Origin of the sequence: Pseudomonas putida (assembly GCF_001636055.1) — a bacterium.
Classification (GTDB): domain Bacteria; phylum Pseudomonadota; class Gammaproteobacteria; order Pseudomonadales; family Pseudomonadaceae; genus Aquipseudomonas; species Aquipseudomonas machongensis.
Map to the genome: position 1 here is coordinate 3,055,793 of NZ_CP011789.1, position 19,739 is coordinate 3,075,531.

At 64.0% G+C, this 19,739-nt stretch carries 19 protein-coding genes; 6 read left to right on the forward strand and 13 right to left on the reverse strand.

Features of this window, described 5'->3' with window-relative positions; genetic code table 11:
- Positions 1-47: 47 nt before the first annotated feature.
- The 7 genes from yghU to AB688_RS13565 all read right to left on the reverse strand — a co-directional run bounded on the left by yghU (position 48) and on the right by AB688_RS13565 (position 8,908).
- Positions 48-887, reverse strand: coding sequence for a glutathione-dependent disulfide-bond oxidoreductase (yghU, locus tag AB688_RS13535; protein ID WP_063544722.1), 840 nt, complete (start codon positions 885-887; stop codon positions 48-50).
- Between the two features lie 169 nt (positions 888-1,056).
- Positions 1,057-2,259, reverse strand: a complete 1,203-nt coding sequence (locus AB688_RS13540) for an NAD(P)/FAD-dependent oxidoreductase (RefSeq protein ID WP_063544724.1) — start codon at positions 2,257-2,259, stop codon at positions 1,057-1,059.
- Positions 2,260-2,491: 232 nt separating this feature from the next.
- On the reverse strand, positions 2,492-3,547 hold the full coding sequence (locus AB688_RS13545) for a GlxA family transcriptional regulator (RefSeq protein WP_063544726.1): 1,056 nt from the start codon (positions 3,545-3,547) through the stop codon (positions 2,492-2,494).
- A gap of 82 nt (positions 3,548-3,629) precedes the next feature.
- Positions 3,630-4,604 (reverse strand): PDR/VanB family oxidoreductase, encoded by a 975-nt coding sequence (locus tag AB688_RS13550; RefSeq protein WP_063544728.1) that lies wholly within the window; start codon positions 4,602-4,604, stop codon positions 3,630-3,632.
- 60 nt (positions 4,605-4,664) lie between these two features.
- Positions 4,665-5,786 carry an aromatic ring-hydroxylating oxygenase subunit alpha gene (locus AB688_RS13555; protein WP_063544730.1) on the reverse strand — a complete coding sequence of 374 codons (1,122 nt, stop codon included), beginning with the start codon at positions 5,784-5,786 and terminating at the stop codon, positions 4,665-4,667.
- Positions 5,787-5,931: 145 nt separating this feature from the next.
- Positions 5,932-7,530 (reverse strand): BCCT family transporter, encoded by a 1,599-nt coding sequence (locus tag AB688_RS13560; RefSeq protein ID WP_063544732.1) that lies wholly within the window; start codon positions 7,528-7,530, stop codon positions 5,932-5,934.
- Positions 7,531-7,816: 286 nt separating this feature from the next.
- Positions 7,817-8,908, reverse strand: a complete 1,092-nt coding sequence (locus tag AB688_RS13565; RefSeq protein ID WP_063544734.1) for a tartrate dehydrogenase — start codon at positions 8,906-8,908, stop codon at positions 7,817-7,819.
- Between the two features lie 96 nt (positions 8,909-9,004).
- Between AB688_RS13565 and AB688_RS13570 the strand changes: the two genes are divergently transcribed.
- The 4 genes from AB688_RS13570 (at position 9,005) to AB688_RS13585 (ending at position 11,833) form a co-directional block, all read left to right on the forward strand.
- Entirely contained in the window at positions 9,005-9,916 is a 912-nt protein-coding gene (locus AB688_RS13570; protein WP_063544736.1) for a LysR substrate-binding domain-containing protein, read from the forward strand.
- A 312-nt stretch (positions 9,917-10,228) separates the two neighbouring features.
- The gene (locus AB688_RS13575; RefSeq protein ID WP_054893771.1) at positions 10,229-11,116 is read left to right on the forward strand and encodes an EamA family transporter; all 888 of its coding nucleotides are present in this window, start codon (positions 10,229-10,231) and stop codon (positions 11,114-11,116) included.
- A 61-nt stretch (positions 11,117-11,177) separates the two neighbouring features.
- Positions 11,178-11,498, forward strand: a complete 321-nt coding sequence (locus tag AB688_RS13580) for a YbjQ family protein (protein ID WP_063544738.1) — start codon at positions 11,178-11,180, stop codon at positions 11,496-11,498.
- Between the two features lie 140 nt (positions 11,499-11,638).
- Complete coding sequence (locus tag AB688_RS13585; protein WP_054893773.1) at positions 11,639-11,833, forward strand: hypothetical protein; 195 nt, start codon at positions 11,639-11,641, stop codon at positions 11,831-11,833.
- An 85-nt stretch (positions 11,834-11,918) separates the two neighbouring features.
- Here the strand turns inward: AB688_RS13585 and AB688_RS13590 are convergent, their stop codons facing one another.
- Positions 11,919-12,254, reverse strand: coding sequence for a hypothetical protein (locus AB688_RS13590; RefSeq protein WP_054893774.1), 336 nt, complete (start codon positions 12,252-12,254; stop codon positions 11,919-11,921).
- Positions 12,255-12,952: 698 nt separating this feature from the next.
- Positions 12,953-14,092 carry a class C beta-lactamase gene (gene ampC / locus AB688_RS13595; RefSeq protein ID WP_063544740.1) on the reverse strand — a complete coding sequence of 380 codons (1,140 nt, stop codon included), beginning with the start codon at positions 14,090-14,092 and terminating at the stop codon, positions 12,953-12,955.
- Positions 14,093-14,219: 127 nt separating this feature from the next.
- On the opposite strand from ampC, the gene AB688_RS13600 reads away from it, so the two are divergent.
- Positions 14,220-15,212 (forward strand): bile acid:sodium symporter family protein, encoded by a 993-nt coding sequence (locus AB688_RS13600; protein WP_063544742.1) that lies wholly within the window; start codon positions 14,220-14,222, stop codon positions 15,210-15,212.
- Between the two features lie 40 nt (positions 15,213-15,252).
- On the opposite strand, the gene AB688_RS13605 is transcribed toward AB688_RS13600, so the two are convergent.
- From AB688_RS13605 to AB688_RS13615, 3 genes are read right to left on the reverse strand one after another with little or no spacing between them, the layout of a single operon-like run.
- Entirely contained in the window at positions 15,253-15,837 is a 585-nt protein-coding gene (locus AB688_RS13605; protein ID WP_063544744.1) for a TetR/AcrR family transcriptional regulator, read from the reverse strand.
- A 12-nt stretch (positions 15,838-15,849) separates the two neighbouring features.
- Positions 15,850-16,698: a 3-hydroxybutyryl-CoA dehydrogenase gene (locus tag AB688_RS13610; protein ID WP_063544746.1), complete on the reverse strand. Its 849-nt coding sequence runs from the start codon at positions 16,696-16,698 to the stop codon at positions 15,850-15,852.
- Between the two features lie 13 nt (positions 16,699-16,711).
- Entirely contained in the window at positions 16,712-17,896 is a 1,185-nt protein-coding gene (locus AB688_RS13615) for an acetyl-CoA C-acyltransferase family protein (protein WP_063544748.1), read from the reverse strand.
- A gap of 169 nt (positions 17,897-18,065) precedes the next feature.
- On the opposite strand from AB688_RS13615, the gene AB688_RS13620 reads away from it, so the two are divergent.
- Positions 18,066-19,079 carry an AraC family transcriptional regulator gene (locus tag AB688_RS13620; RefSeq protein WP_063544750.1) on the forward strand — a complete coding sequence of 338 codons (1,014 nt, stop codon included), beginning with the start codon at positions 18,066-18,068 and terminating at the stop codon, positions 19,077-19,079.
- Between the two features lie 36 nt (positions 19,080-19,115).
- On the opposite strand, the gene AB688_RS13625 is transcribed toward AB688_RS13620, so the two are convergent.
- The gene (locus AB688_RS13625) at positions 19,116-19,553 is read right to left on the reverse strand and encodes a carboxymuconolactone decarboxylase family protein (protein ID WP_054895379.1); all 438 of its coding nucleotides are present in this window, start codon (positions 19,551-19,553) and stop codon (positions 19,116-19,118) included.
- Positions 19,554-19,739: the final 186 nt, after the last annotated feature.

Below are 19,739 nucleotides of genomic sequence, written 5' to 3' on the forward strand. Positions count from 1 at the left end.
TACCCGCGAAAAGGCCATCACGATGGCCGGTTTCGCGGGTAGAGCCGTTACCGCAGGTCTGCCGCCGAGTGCCGCTCCGGCACCTGGCTTTGCTCGTCACCCCAGGTGCGGTTGACCCGGGTGCCGCGCTGCACGGCCGGGCGCTGGGCGATTTCTTCGGCCCAGCGCTGTACGTGCGGATATTCGTCCACCGCCAGGAATTCGGCCGCGCCGTACAGGTTGCCACGCACCAGCTGCCCATACCACGGCCATACGGCGATGTCGGCGATGCTGTACTCGTTGCCACCCAGGTAACGGCTCACCGCAAGGCGTCGCTCAAGCACGTCGAGCTGACGCTTGGCTTCCATGGTGAAGCGGTTGATGGCGTACTCGATCTTTTCCGGCGCATACACGTAGAAGTGGCCGAAACCACCGCCCAGGTAAGGCGCCGAGCCCATCTGCCAGAACAGCCAGTTCAGGCTTTCGACGCGAGCGGCTGGGTCTTTCGGCAGGAAGGCACCGAACTTTTCCGCCAGGTACAGCAGGATCGAACCGGACTCGAACACCCGCACCGGCGGCTCGACGCTGCGGTCGAGCAGGGCCGGTATCTTGGAGTTCGGATTGACCTCGACGAAGCCGCTGGAGAACTGGTCGCCCTCACCAATGCGGATCAGCCAGGCGTCGTATTCAGCGCCGCTGTGCCCCAGGGCCAGCAGCTCTTCGAGCAGGATCGTAACCTTGACGCCGTTGGGCGTGGCCAGCGAATAGAGTTGCAGGGGATGCTTGCCGACGGGCAGGTCCTTGTCGTGGGTGGGGCCGGCGATCGGGCGGTTGATGCTGGCGAACTGGCCGCCGGCTGCGGCGTCGTTCTTCCAGACCTTCGGTGGGACGTAGGGGCTGTTGCTCATCCGATGAAATCTCCTGATGGTCTTCGATCCCATTGCGATCGCCTGATGCGATCAGGGTGCGTTGGGTCAAGACTAGGGCAGGAGAAGTGGTCAAGGGAAGTGAAGTATTGCGCAGGGGTTATAACCGCTGCGCGGCTGCCAGGGGCTTGCAGACGCGCAGCGGTCTGCATCAGGCCACGGTGATCAAGGGGTCGGCTGCGGCTAGGGCGGCCGCGCGTTCGGCCGCTGGTGGGTAGATCCAGATGCTGTTGATCTGGCTCTTGAGTGCCTTGGCCTCGTGCTTGTCTTCCGGCGGGCTGACCTTGCGGTCCCAGCCTTCGGTGTACACCGCGCCCCACGCACCGAGGTCCAGGCAGGTCACGTACTTGGGCTGGCTGTAGGTCATCGGCGCCACGCCGATCAACTCGGCGGCGGCGTTGTTGCCGGCGTAGCGACCCAGCGGGATGGCGTGCTGGCACGACATCACCGCGAAATTGCCCACCTCGTCGCAGGCGGCATAGGCGACGTCACCTGCCGCGTAGACCGCCGCATTGCCCTTGACCTTGAGGGTGCCGTCCACGTGCAGACGGCCCTGACGGTCGTGCTCGCCGCTGACCTGTGCGGTAAGTGGGTTGGCCACGAAGCCGACGGTCCAGATCACGGTATTGGCATCGATGCGCTGCCCGTTGTCCAGCGTGACGCCGGCGGCGTCCACTGCGGTTACTGATGCGCCGCAGATCCACTCCACGCCCAACGCTTGCGATGCCTGGACGATCGCCGGGCTGATGCCGTCGCCCAGCGCAGCACCGATCCGTGCACCGCGATCGACCACCACCACACGATGCTTGACCGGGTCGCCGAGGATCTTGCGCAGCCGTGCGGGGAGTTCAGTGGCCGTCTCTATACCGGTAAAGCCGCCGCCGGCAACCACCACGGTATTGCGCGCCGGTGTATCGGGTTGGGCAGGCAACGACTTGAGATGCTCTTCCAGGCGTGTGGCGCTGTCGATCTTGTCGACATCGAATACCCGCTCGATACCCGCAAGCGCCGGACGATTGAGGATGCTGCCGCACGCCATGATCAGCCGGTCGTAGGCCAGGGTCGCCTCGCTGCCATCTGCGCTGCGATAGCCGACGCGCTGGCCTGCTTCGTCGATGTGGTGGGCCGTACCTTGTACGAAGCGCACGTTTACTGCGTCAAACAGCGCCTGCAACGGTGCAGCCATCTGGTGAACGTCAGGCTCGTAGAAGCGTGGGCGGATGTGCAGCTCGGCCTGTGGTGCGAGCACCGTGATCTGGACGTCGTCGCGTCCGTGCAGGTCGAGCTGGCGCGCAGCGCCCAGGGCGCTCCAGAGGCCGGCAAAGCCTGCGCCGAGGATCAGGATCTGTTTCATCGTTGTGCTCCTGGAAAATTCCGGATACCGCAAATTATGGGTGTTGTCGGAAACGGGCATGGCATGCGATGACGCAGGAAGGGTCGCTCGAACGGCTGGCGGCGCAGTGCGGTTCGCCTGACTGGCCGAAGTCGATGATGAGGCTTGCTGGCGTCGCACGGCCGTGGCCCGACAGGCGTAGCCGCAAGGCTCGATCTGTCACGGCGATGCTACGTGCGCTGCCGGGGTGGCCCTAGGTCAAAGATCCCTGGATTTCGGCCAGTGGCACGCTACGGGCGAAACGGGCGCGATAGTCGCGTGGGCTGACCTGCAGGTGGCGCTGAAAAGCCAGGCGCAGGCGTTCTTCGTTACCGAAGCCGCACAGGCGGGCGATCTGCTCGATACGCTGCGCGGAGGACTCCAGCAGGCGGCGCGCGGCTTCCACGCGAAACAGCTCGAGGGTCTTGGCCGGGGTGCGACCGGTCTTTTGCTTGTACACCCGGGTGAAGTTGCGCAGGCTCATGTTCGCCTGGTCCGCCAAGCGCTCCACGCTCAGGCGCGGGTCGCCCAGGTTGTCGTTGATCCATAGGTGCAAGGCTTCGAAGGCGGCGCTGTCTTCACCCTGGACCTTGAGCAGTTGGCTGAACTGGGTCTGGCCGCCGGGCCGCTTGAGGAACACCACCAGTTCCCGTGCCACCTGCATGGCGACCTCCCGGCCACAGTCGGCCTCGACCAAGGCCAGTGCCAGGTCGATGCCGGCGCTGACGCCGGCCGAGGTCCACAAATGCTCCTGTTTGACGAAGATCGACTCGGCATCGACCTGTACCTCAGGGAACAGCCGCTGCAGGTCGTCGCACATCGCCCAGTGGGTGGCGGCACGACGCCCCTGCAGTAAACCGGCCGCGGCAAGCAGGAAGGTGCCGCTGCACACCGATGCCGTGCGTCGTGCCTTGTGGCTGGCGTGTCGCAGAGCTTCGATCAACTCGCCCTGGTCAGGCAGCAGCCCGATCATCTGCGGAGCACCGGGCACCACCAGCGTATCCAGGGCCTGATCGAGCAGGACTTGCAGGCATTCGCTGGCCACCGCCAGGCCCTCGGCTGTGGTGATCAGCCCGCCGCCAAGACTTGCCGTACGCACTTCATAACCTGGCAGCCCTCGTTCGTTGCGGGCCTTGCTCGCCGCCCAGAACACGGTCTGTGCGCCCGTCAGGTCAAGCAGGCCCATTTGCGGGTAGGCGAGGAACAGCACCCGACGCGGCAGGTCGTGGCAGACGTGGGGGGTATCCGGGAAGCTGGCGGGATGGGTCATGAGCATGTCGACGCTGGAAGGACGTCTACATGGTACTGCACCGCGGGCGAGGCCGCGGTGCCGAGCTGCCGGGTGGCGTACCTTACAGGTCCAGCACCAGCCGTGCGCTGCGCGCGCGCGACACGCACAGCATCATGGTCTGCTGCGAGGCTTTTTCCTCATCGCTCAGGTACTGGTCGAAATGTTCGGCTTCGCCTTCGAGAATGGCCGTCTCGCAGGTGCCGCACACACCTTCGCGGCACAGGCACTCGACCTTGGCCGCCTTGGACTTCTCGATGGCCTGGAGGATGGTCATGCCTTGCTCGACTTCAAGTTCGGTGCCCGAGCGCGCCAGCACCACGGTGAAAGCGCTGCCGGCGGCAGGGACGGCAGCGGCGAACTGCTCCCGGTGCACGCGTGACTCGGCGATCCCGGCCGCTGCGGCACTGGCGATCACTGCGTCGATCAGCGGCTTGGGGCCGCAGACATAAAGGTGCGCATCATCGGGCAGGTTGGCGCAGAGGGCGGCCAGGTCAAGCTTGCGCTCGAGGCTGTCGATGTAGAACCGTGTGCTGTGCGCATGCGGGCCATTTTCCAGGTCGGCCTGGAAGGCGCCGTGCTCGGGGGCGCGGAAGGCGTAGTGCAATTCATAGGGCGTCGCGCCGCCTTCGAGTTCGTGCAGCTGCGCCAGGAACGGGGTAATGCCGATGCCGCCGGCGATCAACACATGGCGACCGGCCTCCGGCTCCAGGGCGAACAGGTTGTTGGGGCTGGAGATGGTCAGCTCGCTGCCCACCTCCACCTGGTGATGCATGAACGCCGAGCCGCCCTTGGACTGCTCCTCGAGGCGCACGCCGATCTGGTAGCTGGACAGTTCGCGCGGATCGCTCATCAGTGAGTAGGCATTGCTGAACTGGCGCCCGTCGGCACCTTGCATCTGCACGATGACGTGGCTGCCACCGGTGAAGGCCGGCAGGGCGGCGCCGTCGGCGCGGGCCAGGGTGAAGCGCTTGATCAGCGGGGTGGCTTGCTCCACGCCGGTGACCTTTACCTTGAACATCTCGTATTGCTTGGCCATGGCGTACCTCGACAGCAAAGCCCCGCGCCAGGCCCTGGCGCGGGACGAACTTCAGGGAAATCAGTCGTCCAGGTGGGCGACGGCGATCAGGTTGTGGAAGTGGGCAATACCGTGCTCGCTGACCCCGCTGCGCTGCTGGTCGACCATGATCCGGCCCTGGCCACGGTAGCCGCGGGACTTCAGGCCCTTCTGCACGCTTTCCACCAGGCGCAAGTCTTCTGGGCGGAACACTTCGCGGTACCAGTCGATGAGTTTTTGCTGCTCTTCGCTGATGTCCTTGTTGAGGAAGTAGATGTCGTAGTGTTGCAGGGTGGTTTCGGCATCGACCGGGAACTCGTAGATCACGGTCATGAAGTCGGCCCCTGGCGGTACGTTGAACATGGTGCACGGCCAGGCCCAGAAGCCGGCGAAGGACGGATCCTTGACCGATTCGTCGAACGTGAACGACTGCTCCGAAGGTGTCGCCACCCCGTACTGCAGGGTCCAGTTGCCGTGCAGGCTATGGCTGTACTGGCCGACGTCGACCGACGCGGAGAAACCAGGATGGGCCGGGGCGCAGTGGTAGCACTCCAGGTAGTTGTCGACGATGGATTTCCAGTTGGCCGGGGTGTCGCTGACGAAGCGCGCAGCCAGGTGCAGGTCGTCGATCACCGGGCAGGCCGCGCGCATGCGCTGCTGCAGGCCTGGAAGCTGGTCTTCGACGGAGCCTGCATCGTTGTCCATGTTGATGAAGATGAAGCCTGCGTACTCTTCAACGCGCAGCTGCACCAGGGTGGAGTTCTGCTTGTCGAAGTTGACCACGTTCTCGCAGTTGCGCGCATGGGCCAGTTCGCCGTCGAGCTTGAAGGTCCAGGCGTGGTAGGGGCAGGTGATGACGTTCTTGGCCTTGCCGCTGCCTTCGAGCAACTGATGGCCGCGGTGCGGGCAGACGTTATAGAAGGCGCGCAGTACATCGTCGCGGCCGCGCACGACGATGATGCTTTCGCCGATCACTTCGCGGGTGATGTAGGCATTCTTCTCGGCAACCTCGCTACCGTGGCCGACACAGATCCAGCTGCGGGCAAAGATCGCTTCCTTTTCGTGCTCGAACACCGAGGCCTTGGTATAGAAGTTGGCCGGGAGGGTATAGGCCTCTTCAGGGTTGGTGCAGAAGTCGGCGGGCAGGCGTTTGAAATCGTTCATGGCTGTCTCTCGGTTTTATTTTGGTTAACGCGTATCTGTCAGTTAACAATCAGGGCAAAAAAATTTTCGATCCCGTGTCGAGCATCTTCGTAGGAGCGGGCTTGCCCGCGAAGGGCCCGCCCACTCACCACATACTCACCGGCGATCAGTGAACCGTCGCCGCGCTGCGCGGTGCTTTCGCGGGCGCTTGCTCACCGGCCAGGCGTGCCGCTTCTTCCTCGATGCGGTAGGCCGGCATGTCGCCGTAGTCCGCGGCAAGCCATTTGAAGAATCCGTAGATCTTCACCAGCAGGATCACCATGAACGGTATCGCGGTCAGGACCACTGCGGTCTTCATGGTCGACAGCGAGGCCTTGGCGAACAGCATGGCCAGCGGTACCAGGGTCAGCACTACACACCAGAACAGGCGCAGGGTCGGGCTTGGATCATCGCCTTCACGAAGGTTGCGGGTGCTGGTCGCGGCCACGGCATAGGCGGCGGCGTCCATGTGCGAGGCACAGAACACGGCCATGATGAACAGGTATGCCGCCAGGAACAGCGTGCCCCACGGCAACGCCAGCAGCAGGTCGGTTACCGCTGCTTCGCCGCCCAGTTCACTGAGCATCTTCGGCACGTCGATCTGACCGTTGATGAACTGGTGCATGCTGTAGCTTTCCAGCGCGCCGAAGAAGAACCAGCAACCGAAGCTGCCGCCCATCAGCAGGGCGAACACCACTTCCTTGATCTGCCGGCCGCGCGATACACGGGCGACGAACATGGCAACGCCTGGGGCATAGGATACCCACCACAGCCAATAGAACACTGTCCAGTTGCGGGTGAAGGCGCCGTCGCCGGCCGGGTCGGTGAACAGGCTCATGTGCACGTAGTGCTGGAACATCAGGCCGACGGCGTTGGCCGTGTTGTTGATGGTGAACTGGGTCGGGCCGACCAGCAGCACCACGCCGGCGAACACCAGGGCGCCGATGCAGACCATCTTCGACAGGCGCTGCAGGCCGCCATCGATACCGATGTAGGAGCTGAGCGAGAACAGCAGCGCCACCGCGCCGATCACCAGCAGTTGCACGGTGAAAGTGTTGGGGGTGCCGGCCAGGTCCGACAGGCCGCGGGTCAGGGTCGAGGCGGTCAATGCCAGCGACACGGTCAGCGCGCCCATCATGGTCAGCAGGAAGATCAGGTCCACTGCGCGGCCAACGGGGCCGGTGGCCTTGAAGCCGGTCACCGCTTCGATGATCGAGGCCAGGTTCAGGCCGGTCTTCTTGCGTACGTGGAAGTGGTAGGCCAGGGCCAGCGATGCCAAGGCGTAGATCGACCAGGCGCTGATGCCCCAGTGGAAGAACGAGTAGCTGACGCTGTATTCCAGGGCCTGGGCGGACATCGGTGCGATGTTCAGGCCGGGTGTCTGGTAGTAGTAGGCCCATTCCATCACGCCCCAGTACAGGGTCGAGGACCCCATGCCAGCGCAGATGAACATGAACACCCAGGTGGTGGTGGCATATTCGGGTTTGCCACTGCCCAGGCGGATGTTGCCGTACTTGCTGAAGGCGATGTACAGCACCGCGAGGGTGCTGGCGAACACCAGCACCTGAACGCTGGTGCCGAAGGTACGGGTGGACAGTTCGAACAGCTGGTTGGCCATGCCTTCTGCCTGAACAGGGAAGGCTGCGAGGCCGATCACGGTGAGCAGTACAGCAAGCAGGCTCATGGCAATCAGGAACACGTCGATCTTTTTGTTATCGGGGGACATCAATTGTCTCCTGGAGCTTTTCTTGTAGTAGGAGTCAGGCGTTGGGGAAGTCCGTATCGGTGAGGCTTTTTACTCTGTTAACCATTGATTAACACAAATCCATTGGTTAACGAAAAGTGTGCATGGATTTATCGAGGGCCGCAAGAGGATCGTCGGACAATCCTGATGGCGGGTTTTGTGGCGATGTGGTCAAAGCGAGGCTGGTGCAGTTTGGTGAGCGCGCGGAGCCCGCTCAATCCCTATGAGAGCGGCGACCTGCCGCTCTCACGGATATCCATACTGCTGGTCAGGCGCCGAGCAGCTCGGCGATGGCCTTGCCGACCTCCTGGGTCGAACGGCTGCCGCCCATGTCGCGGGTGGTGTCGCCGTTGGCGATCACGGTCTCGATGGCCTTGAGGATGTCGTCGTGAGCGGCCTGATAGCGCGCGTCGTCGCCGTCCTTGCCGAGGAACTCGAGCATCAGCGCGCCGGACCAGATCATCGCGATCGGGTTGGCGATGTTCTTGCCGTAGATGTCTGGCGCCGACCCATGTACCGGCTCGAACAGCGACGGGAACTTGCGTTCGGGGTTGAGGTTGGCCGAGGGCGCGATGCCGATGGTGCCGGCGCACGCCGGGCCCAGGTCGGAGAGGATGTCGCCAAACAGGTTGGAGGCCACCACCACGTCGAAACGCTCTGGCTGCAGCACGAAGCGTGCGCAGAGAATGTCGATGTGCTGCTTGTCCCAGCTGATCTCGGGGTAGTGCGCGGCCATTGCGGTGGTGCGCTCGTCCCAGTAGGGCATGCTCACGGCCATGCCGTTGGACTTGGTCGCCGAGGTCACGTGCTTGCGCTCGCGGGTCTGGGCGACTTCGAACGCGTGCTTGAGGATGCGGTCGACGCCGCGGCGGGTGAACACCGATTCCTGCAGCACGAATTCGTTATCGGTGCCTTCGAACATGCGTCCGCCGAGCGAGGAGTACTCACCCTCGGTGTTCTCGCGGATCACCACGAAGTCGATATCACCCGGCTGCTTGTTGGCCAGTGGGCAGGGCACGCCAGGGAACAGGCGCACCGGGCGGATGTTGACGTACTGATCGAAGTCGCGGCGGAACTTGAGCAGCGAGCCCCACAGCGAGATGTGGTCGGGAACCTTGTCTGGCCAGCCGACGGCACCGAAGAACAGCGCATCGAAGCCCTTGAGCTGTTCGAACCAGTCATCGGGCATCATCTTGCCGTGGGCCAGGTAGTAGTCGCAGCTGGCCCATTCGAAGAACTCGAATTGCAGGTCCAGGCCGTGCTTGCGTGCCGCGGCCTCGACCACGCGGATGCCTTCGGGGAGGACTTCGTTGCCGATGCCGTCACCCGGGATGGCGGCGATTTTGAAGGTCTTGGTCATGACGTGCATCTCGTGTGTGGGAACAGATGTGGCTCATGCTATAAGGAGGCGATTCAGAGATAATCCATCCATTCATTTATTCTTAGTGTACGTATCGTGAATAATCTGCCGAACCTCGACGACCTCGATATCTTCCTGCACGTGGCCCGTCGTGCCAGCTTTGCTGCAGTGGCGGACGAGCGCGGCATGTCGCCGGCGTTCGTCAGCAAGCGTATCCGGCTGCTCGAAGAAAGCCTGGGCGTACGCCTGCTGCATCGCACCACGCGACGGGTGACGGTGAGCGAGGAGGGCGAACGGGTCTATCAGTGGGCACAACAGATCTTCAATGCGCTCCAGGGCATGGACGACGATCTCAACGCCGGCCAGCGCGAGCCTGCCGGGCAACTGCGCATCGCCAGCAGCCTGGGGCTGGGGCGACGTTTCGTGGCACCAGCACTGTCGGAGCTAGCGGCGCGCTATCCGCGCCTGGACATCCGTCTGGACGTGCACGATCGGCTGGTGGACCTGATCGCCGAAGGTGTCGACCTGGACATTCGCGTGGGCAACGTCATCGCACCGCACCTGATTGCCAAGCCTCTGGCGCGCAATCGCCGGGTGCTCTGCGCGGCGCCGGCCTACCTGGCCCGGCACGGTACACCGCGCACCTTGGCGGAGCTGGCCAGCCACGACTGCCTGGTGATCAAGGAACGCGATCATCCGTTCGGTCTGTGGCACCTGGAGGGGCCCAGTGGCGAAGAAAGCGTGCGGGTGACCGGGCCGCTGTCGAGCAACCATGGCGAGGTGGCGCACCAGTGGTGCCTGGATGGGCGCGGAATCCTGCTGCGCTCGTGGTGGGATGTGCACGACAACCTGATCGATGGCCGGTTGGTACAGGTACTGGAGGATTACCAGCAGGCGGCGGACATCTGGGCGGTGTACACCGCGCCCCTGGCCGGATCGGCCAAGGTGCGGGTCGCGGTGGAGTTCTTCCGGCAGTATTTTGCCGAGCGGTATCGATTGCCGGGGTAACTTCAGTCTTTGCCCTCGACGGCAATCGGCCCTGCAGGAGTGGCCTCATGTCGCGAAAGGGCTGCGCAGAAGCGCCCGATACTCTGTGTATCTGCACAGATCCTGGACCCGCTACGCGGCACCTTTCCGGACACAAGCAGCGATTAGGCGCTCCGACTTGCCGCGAGACGACCGCTGCAAAACCGCTCAACCCTTGCGCAAACAGCTGACTGTTGCGCAACCCTGGGCCGCAACTGTGCTGGTCGCTGTCGACGGAATACCCTTATGCTGTAACGAAATATGTCTAGTAAAGCCTGAGAGAAGGAACACCGAATGCCAGTCAAGGACCTGCTGATCGCTCTGGTGGTGATCATTGCCTGGGGCGTCAACTTCGTGGTCATCAAGGTCGGGCTCGACGGCCTTCCGCCCATGCTGCTCGGTGCCTTGCGTTTCATGCTGGTGGCGTTTCCGGCAATCCTCTTCATCAAGCGTCCGAACCTGCCCTGGCGTTGGCTGATTGCCTATGGCGCGACCATCTCGCTGGGGCAGTTCGCCTTCCTGTTCCAGGCCATGTACAGCGGCATGCCCCCGGGTCTGGCTTCGCTGGTGCTGCAGTCGCAGGCGTTCTTCACCCTGGGTTTCGCGGCGCTGTTTCTGGGTGAGCGCTTGCGCCCGGCCAGCGTGCTCGGGTTGCTGGTGGCGGCCGGCGGCCTTGCGGTGATCGGCAGCGAAGACAGCAGCCATGTGCCATTTGTGGCGCTGCTGTTGACCCTGTGCGCCGGTGCCATGTGGGGCATGGGCAATATCATCACCCGTCGCTTTGGCTCGGTGGATCTGGTGGCCTTGGTGATCTGGGGCGGGTTGATTCCGCCGCTGCCGTTCCTGGCGCTGTCGTGGTGGTTGGAGGGGCCGGAGCGCATCGGCCATGCGCTGGCCAACATCGGCATGAGTTCGGTGCTGGCGCTGCTCTACCTGGCGTTGGTCGCCACCATGCTCGGCTACAGCCTGTGGAGCACATTGCTCTCGCGTCACCCGGCCGGCAAGGTCGCGCCATTTTCGCTGCTGGTGCCGGTGATCGGCCTGAGCTCCTCGGCCTGGCTGCTCGACGAGCGCCTCAGCGCCGCGCAGGGTTGGGGGGCGCTGCTGGTGATGCTGGGGCTGCTGATCAATGTCTTCGGGCCTCGCCTGAGCCAGCGCCTGCGAGCTGCCAGCGCGCACTAGCGCTGTTCAGCGCAAGGCTCTGTTAGGATCTGGGGTTTCCCAGAACCACGGAGCCGCGCCCATGATCATTTCCACTACCAGCCAGCTCGAAGGTCGCCCGATCGCCGAGTACCTCGGCGTGGTCAGCGCCGAATCGGTGCAGGGCGTCAATTTCGTGCGCGATTTCTTCGCACGCTGGCGCGACTTCTTCGGCGGTCGCTCGCAAACCCTGGAAAGCGCATTGCGCCAGGCGCGCGAGCAGGCCACCGAGGAACTGCTGGAGCGGGCACGTCGCTTGCAGGCCGATGCAGTGGTTGGGGTGGACTTCGAAATCAGCATGCCGTCCGTGCAGGGCGGAATGGTCGTGGTGTTCGCCACCGGCACGGCTGTGCGCCTCAGATAGCGGCCAGGTGCCATTGGTCGGGCAAAGGACTTTCGTCCGAGTGGTCTGCAAATGACCGACTAGTCTCATTTCTACGGGCCGTGTTTCTCTGGGCAAGCAGGTTGCTTGCCGACGCGGACGCCTTTGGAGGGAGACAGGGCATGAGCGAGTCCTATATCGAAGACCTGAACGACGCATTCCCGATCAATAACCAGGTGCGTTGCGGCCAGACGGCCTTTCACCTGGGTTTTGCCAACATGACCCTCGACGAATCCGAGCAGCTTCAGCCGGCCCATTTGCAGCGCAGCAAGAAAGGGCGTTTCACGCCACGGGTGCCAGCCAAGAAGTCATCCTGATGCCTCATTGATCCCATTGCGGGAGACCGCGCCAGGCATGAAAAAGCCCGGCCTTGCGGGCCGGGCTCAAGTAGCGGTGTACAACTCAGTTGAGTGGGTCGATCACCTTGACGGCCTGCTGCTCACGGGCAGCGGGCCATTCTTGTTGCAGGGTCATGAGCACGCGTTCGACGAACTGAGTGTCAGCGGCGGCCTTCTTGCCGACGTAGCCCTGGCCACGGCGGTAGACCTTGAAACGGGCGCACATGCTGTCGGGCATATGCAGGTCGGATTCGTCTTCGACGGTGTTGGCCGGCAGGCGGTCGAGGCGGACCTCGCCGGTCTGGCTGACCCACAGCAGGTGGTCGTCGAGGCTGTCCTTGCGCGCGGCGAACAGCTGGGCCAATTGGTCGATCGTAGGATTGTTGTTCAAGTTCATCATAAAGCCCCCATTACCCATTCGTTGGTGATTTTCACAGTTGGCGCCACAGCGGTGTAGCGCTCTACCAAGGCTGCTACAGCAGCATCGCAACAGGGGCTTTCTCACGCTGCCTTTTGGACAGTTTCCCTCTCCACGAACGGCCTGCGTTACCGCGCAGGCCGTCTGGAATACCCTTGCCACCGCTCCCGATCAGGGAGACGGCCTCATCATGCACAAGGCTGGGGAAGGGCGTCAATGGTTTTGTAGTGAAAATTTTTGCTCACTACATCTTGTCGGACAATCCTGCTTTTTCAGGGGAATAGCGTGTACTTGAGGTCATCCGTTTCAAGGAGTTCGCACGCGATTGTGTGAGGGCTGGTAGGTGCCTGCCGAAAGATTTTCAGCGCCTACGAGATCGAGCGCCGCCCGCGCGGCGCTTCGCGGGCAAGTCGGAGCGCCGAACCGCCGCCCCTACATTTGTTTCGGACCAGTTATGCCTGTGCCACAGGCGCGCGACCGCCTGGTGTGTACGACTCGATATCGCGCGGTGCGCCAAAGGGGGCGAGCGAAAATGCCACAGGATTCATTGGCCCGAAACAAACTGTGGGAGCGGGCTTGCCCGCGAAGCGCCGCGCGGGCGGCGCTCGATCTCGTAGGCGCTGAAAATCTTTCGGCGAACCCTCCCAGCCTCTACGCAACCACCTCGAAAGACATGCCACTCAAGGCGCCACGGCAGACAGGATCGCGTGGGCCGCACGAACCCGTTCATCGTTAGGGTAATTGCGATTGGCGAGCAGCGCGATCGCGATTCCCTTGGCAGGCACAAAGGCGACGTAGGCGCCGAACCCGGTGGTGGCGCCGGTCTTGTTGTACCAGTACGCCGGACCGGCCGGTTGCGCGGGGTGCAAGCGCTTGGTGGCCTGTGCCTCACGGATCATCTGCACACCATTGCCCTTGACCAGAGTGTCGAGTGCGACCGGATAGGGGTAGCGCTCCCAGCCCAGGCCCTGGGTCATGTCGCCCACCTGGAAGTAGCCGCCGTGGGTGATGGCGATCGCCTTGGCCATATCCGCCGACAATCCCTGCGGGTCGAGCTGCGCGCGCAGGTAGGCGAGCATGTCGGTGGCGCTGGTCTTGATGCCGTAGGCTTCGTCGGCGAAGGGCCCCGGGCTGACGCGAATCGGGCGCTCATTGGCGTCGTAGCCCTGGGCGTAGTGGCTGCGCTCTGCTGCCGGGACCTGCAGGTAGGTGTGCTTCAGGCCCAGGCTTGGGAGCAGGTCCTGGCGCATCAGTTCGGCGAACGGGCGTTTCTGCGCCTGCGCCGCGAGGTTACCGAACAGTCCCAGGCTCGGATTGGAATAGCAACGGCGGGTGCCGCGCTCGGTTTTCTGTTGCCACTGCTGGAGGAACACCAGCGCCTGCGCGTCGTTGCTCACTTGGTCGGGAAACTGCAAGGGCAGGCAGTCAGCACTGTAGGCGCCCAGTTCCAGGACGCTCGCCGAGCCCAGGGCGGACTTTTCCAGTGCCGGTTGGTAGCGGCTGGCCGGGGCATCGAGGTCGAGCTTGCCTTGGGCGCTGGCCAGCGCGACGAGGGTCGCGGTGTAGGTCTTGCTCACCGAGCCGACTTCGAACAGCGTGTCGCGGGTCACGGGGCGATTGTCGGCCTTGTCGGCCACGCCGTAGCTGAAGTAGTGCGCCTGGCCATTGGCGTAGACCGCCACGGCCATGCCGGGAATGCGTTGTGCCTGCATCAGTGGCTGGACGATGGCGTCGACCTGGCGTTGCAGGTCGTCGGCCAGCGCCGGGGTTGCGGTCATCGCCAGGGCCAGGGTGAGCAGGGCGGGGCGGAGGTTGTACATCGGTAGGTTTCCTTGCCTGGAAGAGGGCCAATGTCCGTTCAGCGACACTGGCGGGGGTTCCGGCGTTAGCGCCGAGAGAGCGCAGACCTTATCGTCAGGCCTTGCACCATGACAAGACGGACACTTCATGAAGTACCTGCGCATGCTTTTCGATAAATTCACCCTGACCCTGCTCTCGGTGGTCCTGCTGGCGACCTTGCTGCCCTGCTCGGGTGACGGCGCGGTGGCCTTCGGCTGGCTGACCAACCTGGCGATTGCCCTGTTGTTCTTCCTGCACGGGGCCAAGCTGTCACGCGAGGCGATCATCGCCGGTGCCGGCCACTGGCGCCTGCACATCCTGGTGTTCTCCTGCACCTTCGTACTCTTTCCATTGCTGGGCCTGGCGTTCAAGCCACTGTTCGTGCCGCTGGTGGGCAACGAGCTGTACCTGGGCCTGCTCTACCTGTGCGCCTTGCCTGCGACCGTGCAGTCGGCCATCGCCTTCACCTCGCTGGCACGCGGCAACGTCCCGGCAGCGATCTGCAGTGCGGCGGCCTCCAGCCTGCTGGGCATCTTCCTCACGCCACTGCTGGTGATGCTGTTGCTGGGTGCTGACGGCGATACCGGTTCGGGGCTCGATGCGGTACTGAAGATCACCCTGCAACTGCTGGTGCCCTTCGTGGCGGGACAGATCGCCCGTCGCTGGATCGGCGCCTGGGTCAAGAAGAACGCACGCTGGCTGAAGATCGTCGACCAGGGTTCGATCCTGCTGGTGGTCTATACCGCGTTCAGTGAAGCGGTCGTGACGGGATTGTGGAATACCGTCTCGCCGCAGCACTTGCTGGGTCTGTTCGTCGCCTGCGGCGTGTTGCTGGCGGTGGTGCTGCTCGGTACCCGCTTGCTGGGGCGCGTGCTGGGCTTCAGCGTCGAAGACCGCATCACCATCCTGTTTGCCGGCTCGAAGAAGAGCCTGGCCACCGGGGTGCCGATGGCTCAGGTATTGTTCGTGGGGAGCGGGATCGGCGCGATGATCCTGCCGCTGATGCTGTTCCACCAGATCCAGCTGATGGTGTGTGCGGTGCTGGCGCAGCGCTACGCAGCGCGGGAAGTGGTGGGCGAGGAAGCTTCGGCGGCGTCCTGACGCAGAGGGTGGTGTGAGCGGGACGCGAAGCGCGTACCGTTCACACCAACGCTCGCTCTATCCCGCCCGCCACCAGGCTCTCCATCAGCCCGACGCCTTGCAGCTCGGGCACGCCACGCGCTTGCAGCACGCCCGGCAGCTGGTTCAGCAAGCTGCCCAGCACGTGCCCGGCCGCTGCCAGCACCTCGCCGCCATGGCGCGCCTTGGGCGCGACCAATTGCAACAACCCGGTTTCGTAGTCGTGGCGCAGCTCGCCCAGGCGTGCCTGCTGAGCCTCGCTCAGGCAGCAGAAATCCCGCTCTGCCAGACGAAACTGCAAGGGCCGCTCACTGTGCAACTGCCAGTGCGCGGCAATCAGGCCAGGCAATGCCGGCTTGCCTCTGGCCAGCGCGCGGCGGCCTTGGTCGAGCGTGGCCAGCAGTTCTTCGTACAGCTCCTCGATCAGGTCGAACAACAGGTCCTGCTTGCTCGGGAAATGGTGGTACAGCGAGCCCGCCGTCAGCCCGACATGCGCGGCCAGTTCGCGCATGCTGACCTGGCCGAAGCCTTTTTCGGCGAACAGCGCCATGGCCCTGTCGCGGCGTTCCTCGAAATTGGCGCAGCGCAGGGCAGCGGTGACCGGCATGACGCGCGCTCCTCAGTAGGTGAAGAAACCACGGCCGCTCTTGCGCCCGAGGTAGCCGGCGGCAACCATCTCCTTGAGCAGCGGTGAAGGGCGGTACTTGCTGTCGTTGAAGCCCTCGTGGAAGGCCTCCATGATCGCCAGCAGGGTGTCCAGGCCGATCAGGTCGGCCAGTGCCAGCGGGCCGATCGGTTGGTTGCAGCCCAGACGCATGCCCGTGTCGATATCCTCGGCGCTGGCCAGGCCCTCCTGACGCACGAAGATCGCTTCATTGATCATCGGCACCAGGATGCGGTTGACCACGAAGCCGGGGCGGTTGCCCGCAGTGATCGGTGTCTTGCCCAACTTCTCTGTGACCAGCAGCGCCTGGGCGTAGGTCGTGTCGCTGGTCTGAAGGCCACGGATGACCTCGACCAGGGCCATCATCGGCACTGGGTTGAAGAAGTGCACACCGATGAACCGCTCAGGGTGCTCGATGCTGGCGGCCAGCTGAGTGACCGACAGCGATGAGGTATTGGTGGCGATCAGGCACTGTGCAGCGACACTGGCGGCCACCTGCTGGAGGATGCGCTGCTTGAGCGCCAGGTTTTCGGTCGCGGCCTCGATCACCAGTTGCGCGCTCGACAGCTGCGCGTAGTCGGTACTGGTGCGGATGCGCGTCCTGGCGGCTTCGGCCTTGTCCGCCTCGAGGGTACCCTTGCTGACCTGGCGTTCCAGGTTCTTGCTCAGTGTGGCGACACCGCGCTCAAGCGCTGCGTCACTGACATCGATGAGCAACACCTGGAAGCCGGCTATCGCGCACACCTGGGCGATGCCGTTGCCCATGGTACCGGCGCCGATCACGGCGATCTGCTGGATGGTCATGTCAATGCTCCCGTCACACGCGCTCGAAGACCACGGCGATGCCTTGGCCGCCACCGATGCACATGGTCGCCAGCGCATAGCGCCCCTGAATGCGCTGCAATTCGTGGATGGCCTTGGTGGCGATGATCGCGCCAGTGGCGCCGACCGGGTGGCCGAGCGAGATGCCCGAACCATTGGGGTTGACCTTTTCCGGATCGAAGCCCAACGTCTGGGCCACAGCGCAGGCCTGTGCGGCGAAGGCTTCGTTGGATTCGATCACGTCCAGGTCCTTGACCGACAGGCCGGCCTTTTCAAGTACCTTGCGCGTGGCCGGGATCGGGCCCAGGCCCATCAGCTCAGGTTCGACACCGGCATGGGCGTAGGCCACCAGTCTTGCCAGCGGCTTGAGGCCAAGGCGGCGCACCGCATCGCCGGTCGCCAGGACCAGGCCGGCGGCGCCGTCGTTGATGCCGCTGGCATTGCCGGCGGTGACGCTGCCGTCTTTCTTGAAGGCGGTGCGCATGCCCGCCAGCTGCTCGGCACTGACATCGCCGCGCACGTGCTCATCGACGGCGAACTGCACACTGCCTTTGCGGGTTTTCAGCTCGATCGGCACGATCTGGCTGTCGAAGCGACCTTCGGCGATGGCGCGGGCGGCGCGGCGCTGGCTGGTCAACGCCAGTTCGTCCTGCATTTCACGGGTGATGCCGTGCTTGGCGGCGACGTTCTCGGCGGTGATACCCATGTGGAAGCCTTCGAACGGATCCTGGAGGATGCCGACCATGTAGTCGATGCCCTGCAGGTCACCCATGCGTGCCCCCCAACGGGCTTGCGGCAGCAGGTAAGGGCCGCGGCTCATGGACTCGGCACCAGCAGCCAGGGCAATGTCGGTATCGCCCAGCAGCAGGCCCTGGGCGGCGGATACGATCGCTTGCAGACCCGACCCGCACAGACGGTTGACGTTGAATGCCGGGGTTTCCTTGGGGATGCCGGCGTTCATCGCCGCCACTCGGCCCAGGTAGGCGTCGCGTGGTTCGGTCGGGATCACGTTGCCCATCACCACATGGCCGATCTGCTCGGCGGCCACGCCCGAGCGCTCGATGGCAGCGCGGGTCACGGCGGTGGCGAGGTCGGCCAGCGGCAGGTCCTTGAGTGAGCCACCAAAACCACCGATGGCCGAACGCACTGCACTGACGACATAGATTTCTGCGCTGCTCATATATAGCTCCGATTGCGAAGGCGTGGCGGGACGGTGCCGGGCTCTGCGAGAATGGCGACCGTTGCGGATGGGGTCCGAGTCTAGGCAAAGGCCGGGAACGGGCCTATGCCGAAACTGCTCAGTCAACCTGGCATTTTTTGCCACTCAGCATAGACAGCGGATATCCGTCATGCGCGAAAGCGATTCGGTCGCGGTGTACTTTCTCAATGCCATGCTCCACGCCCTGCGCGATCGCCCCGATGAGCGCAATGCGCAACTGCGTGCGGTCGGCATCGACCCGGCGCTGCTGGCCCGCCCCCAGGCGCGGGTACCGGCCAAGGCGTTCGCCCGGCTGTGGCTGGCGCTGATCGAAGACCTGGACGACGAGTTCTTCCGTCTCGACAGCCATGGCATGCCGATGGGCAGCTTCGCCCTGATCTGCCGTGGCTTGATCCAGGAGCCGACCCTGGAAAAGGCGCTGCGTCAGTGCCTGGGTAACTTCGCGTTGTTCCTGCGCGATTTGCGCGGCAGTTTCGCGGTGCGCGGCGGGCGTGCGGTGATCAGCGTGCAGTCGAATATCGAAGATCCGCTGACACGGGTCTATGCCGAGGAAACCTTCCTGGTGCTGGTGGTCGGCCTGCTGTGTTGGCTGGCCGGACGGCGCATCAGCATCGACCGCACCGAGCTTGCCGTGGCGCGCCCGGCGCAGGACGACGACACGCTGCTGTGGGGGCCGGACCTGCGCCTGGGCAGTGGGCGTACCGAAGTGGAGTTCGACAGCGCCTGGCTGCGCCTGCCGGTGGTGCAGGACCTGGCGGCGCTCAAGACCTTCCTGCGCAGCGCGCCGCAGGGCTTGGTGATCCGTTTTCGCAACCAGGGCGACCTGGTGGCGGAGGTTTATCGCCATCTGCGCAGCCGTGGCTATGGACAGTGGCCGACCCTGACCGCCATGGCCGAGCGCCAGGGCCTGAGCGCCAGTACCTTTCGCCGGCAACTGGAGCGCGAGGGGCGCTCGTACCAGCAGATCAAGGATGAAGTGCGCCGGGCCATGGCGTTCGAGCGTTTGCGCGAGGGGCAACTGAGCATTGCCGAGATCGCCGAGCAGACCGGGTTCCAGGAACCCAGCGCCTTTCACCGGGCGTTCAAGAAGTGGACGGGGCAGAGTCCGGGGAGTTATCGGACCCGGCTGGGTGTGAGCCCGTAGACCGCCGGGGCCGCATAGCGGCCCTAAAGGCTCACCTCAAGCCGGCACCATGGCAAAGCCGACACCAAAGCGGTTCCAGGCATTGATGGTGGCGATCGCCAGGGTCAGGTTGGCGACCTCGCTCGGTTCGAAATGCTCCAGCAGCGCTTCGTACTCGACCTGCGGTGCACCGCGCTCAGGCAAGCGGGTGAGGCTTTCCAGCCAGGCCAGTGCGGCGCGTTCACGCGGGGTGAAGAAACGGGTTTCCTGCCACACGCTCAGGGTCTGCAAGCGTGCCTCGGTTTCGCCCGCCTTGCGCGCATCGTTGGCGTGCAGGTTCACGCAATAGGCGCAGCCATTGATCTGCGAGGCGCGCAGGCGCACCAGTTCGAGCAGTGAATGCTCCAGGCCGCACTTGGCCAGGACCTGCTCCAGGCCGACCATGGCCTTGTAGGCTTCAGGGGCGTGCCTGGCCCATTCGATTCGATCGTGCATGGTGATTCTCCAGTCAGTTCAAGTCAGGGGTGATTCGTGGTGCCAGCGTAGCGCCGTTGCCTGCAGGGCCCGATAGCCAATCCCGCTATTTGCCGGGAGACCAATGCCGGCATTCGTGCGGCCACTGACCTGCATCCAATCTCTTCATTTCTGCCGCGCGCCAGCAGCCGGGATAATGGCCGCCTG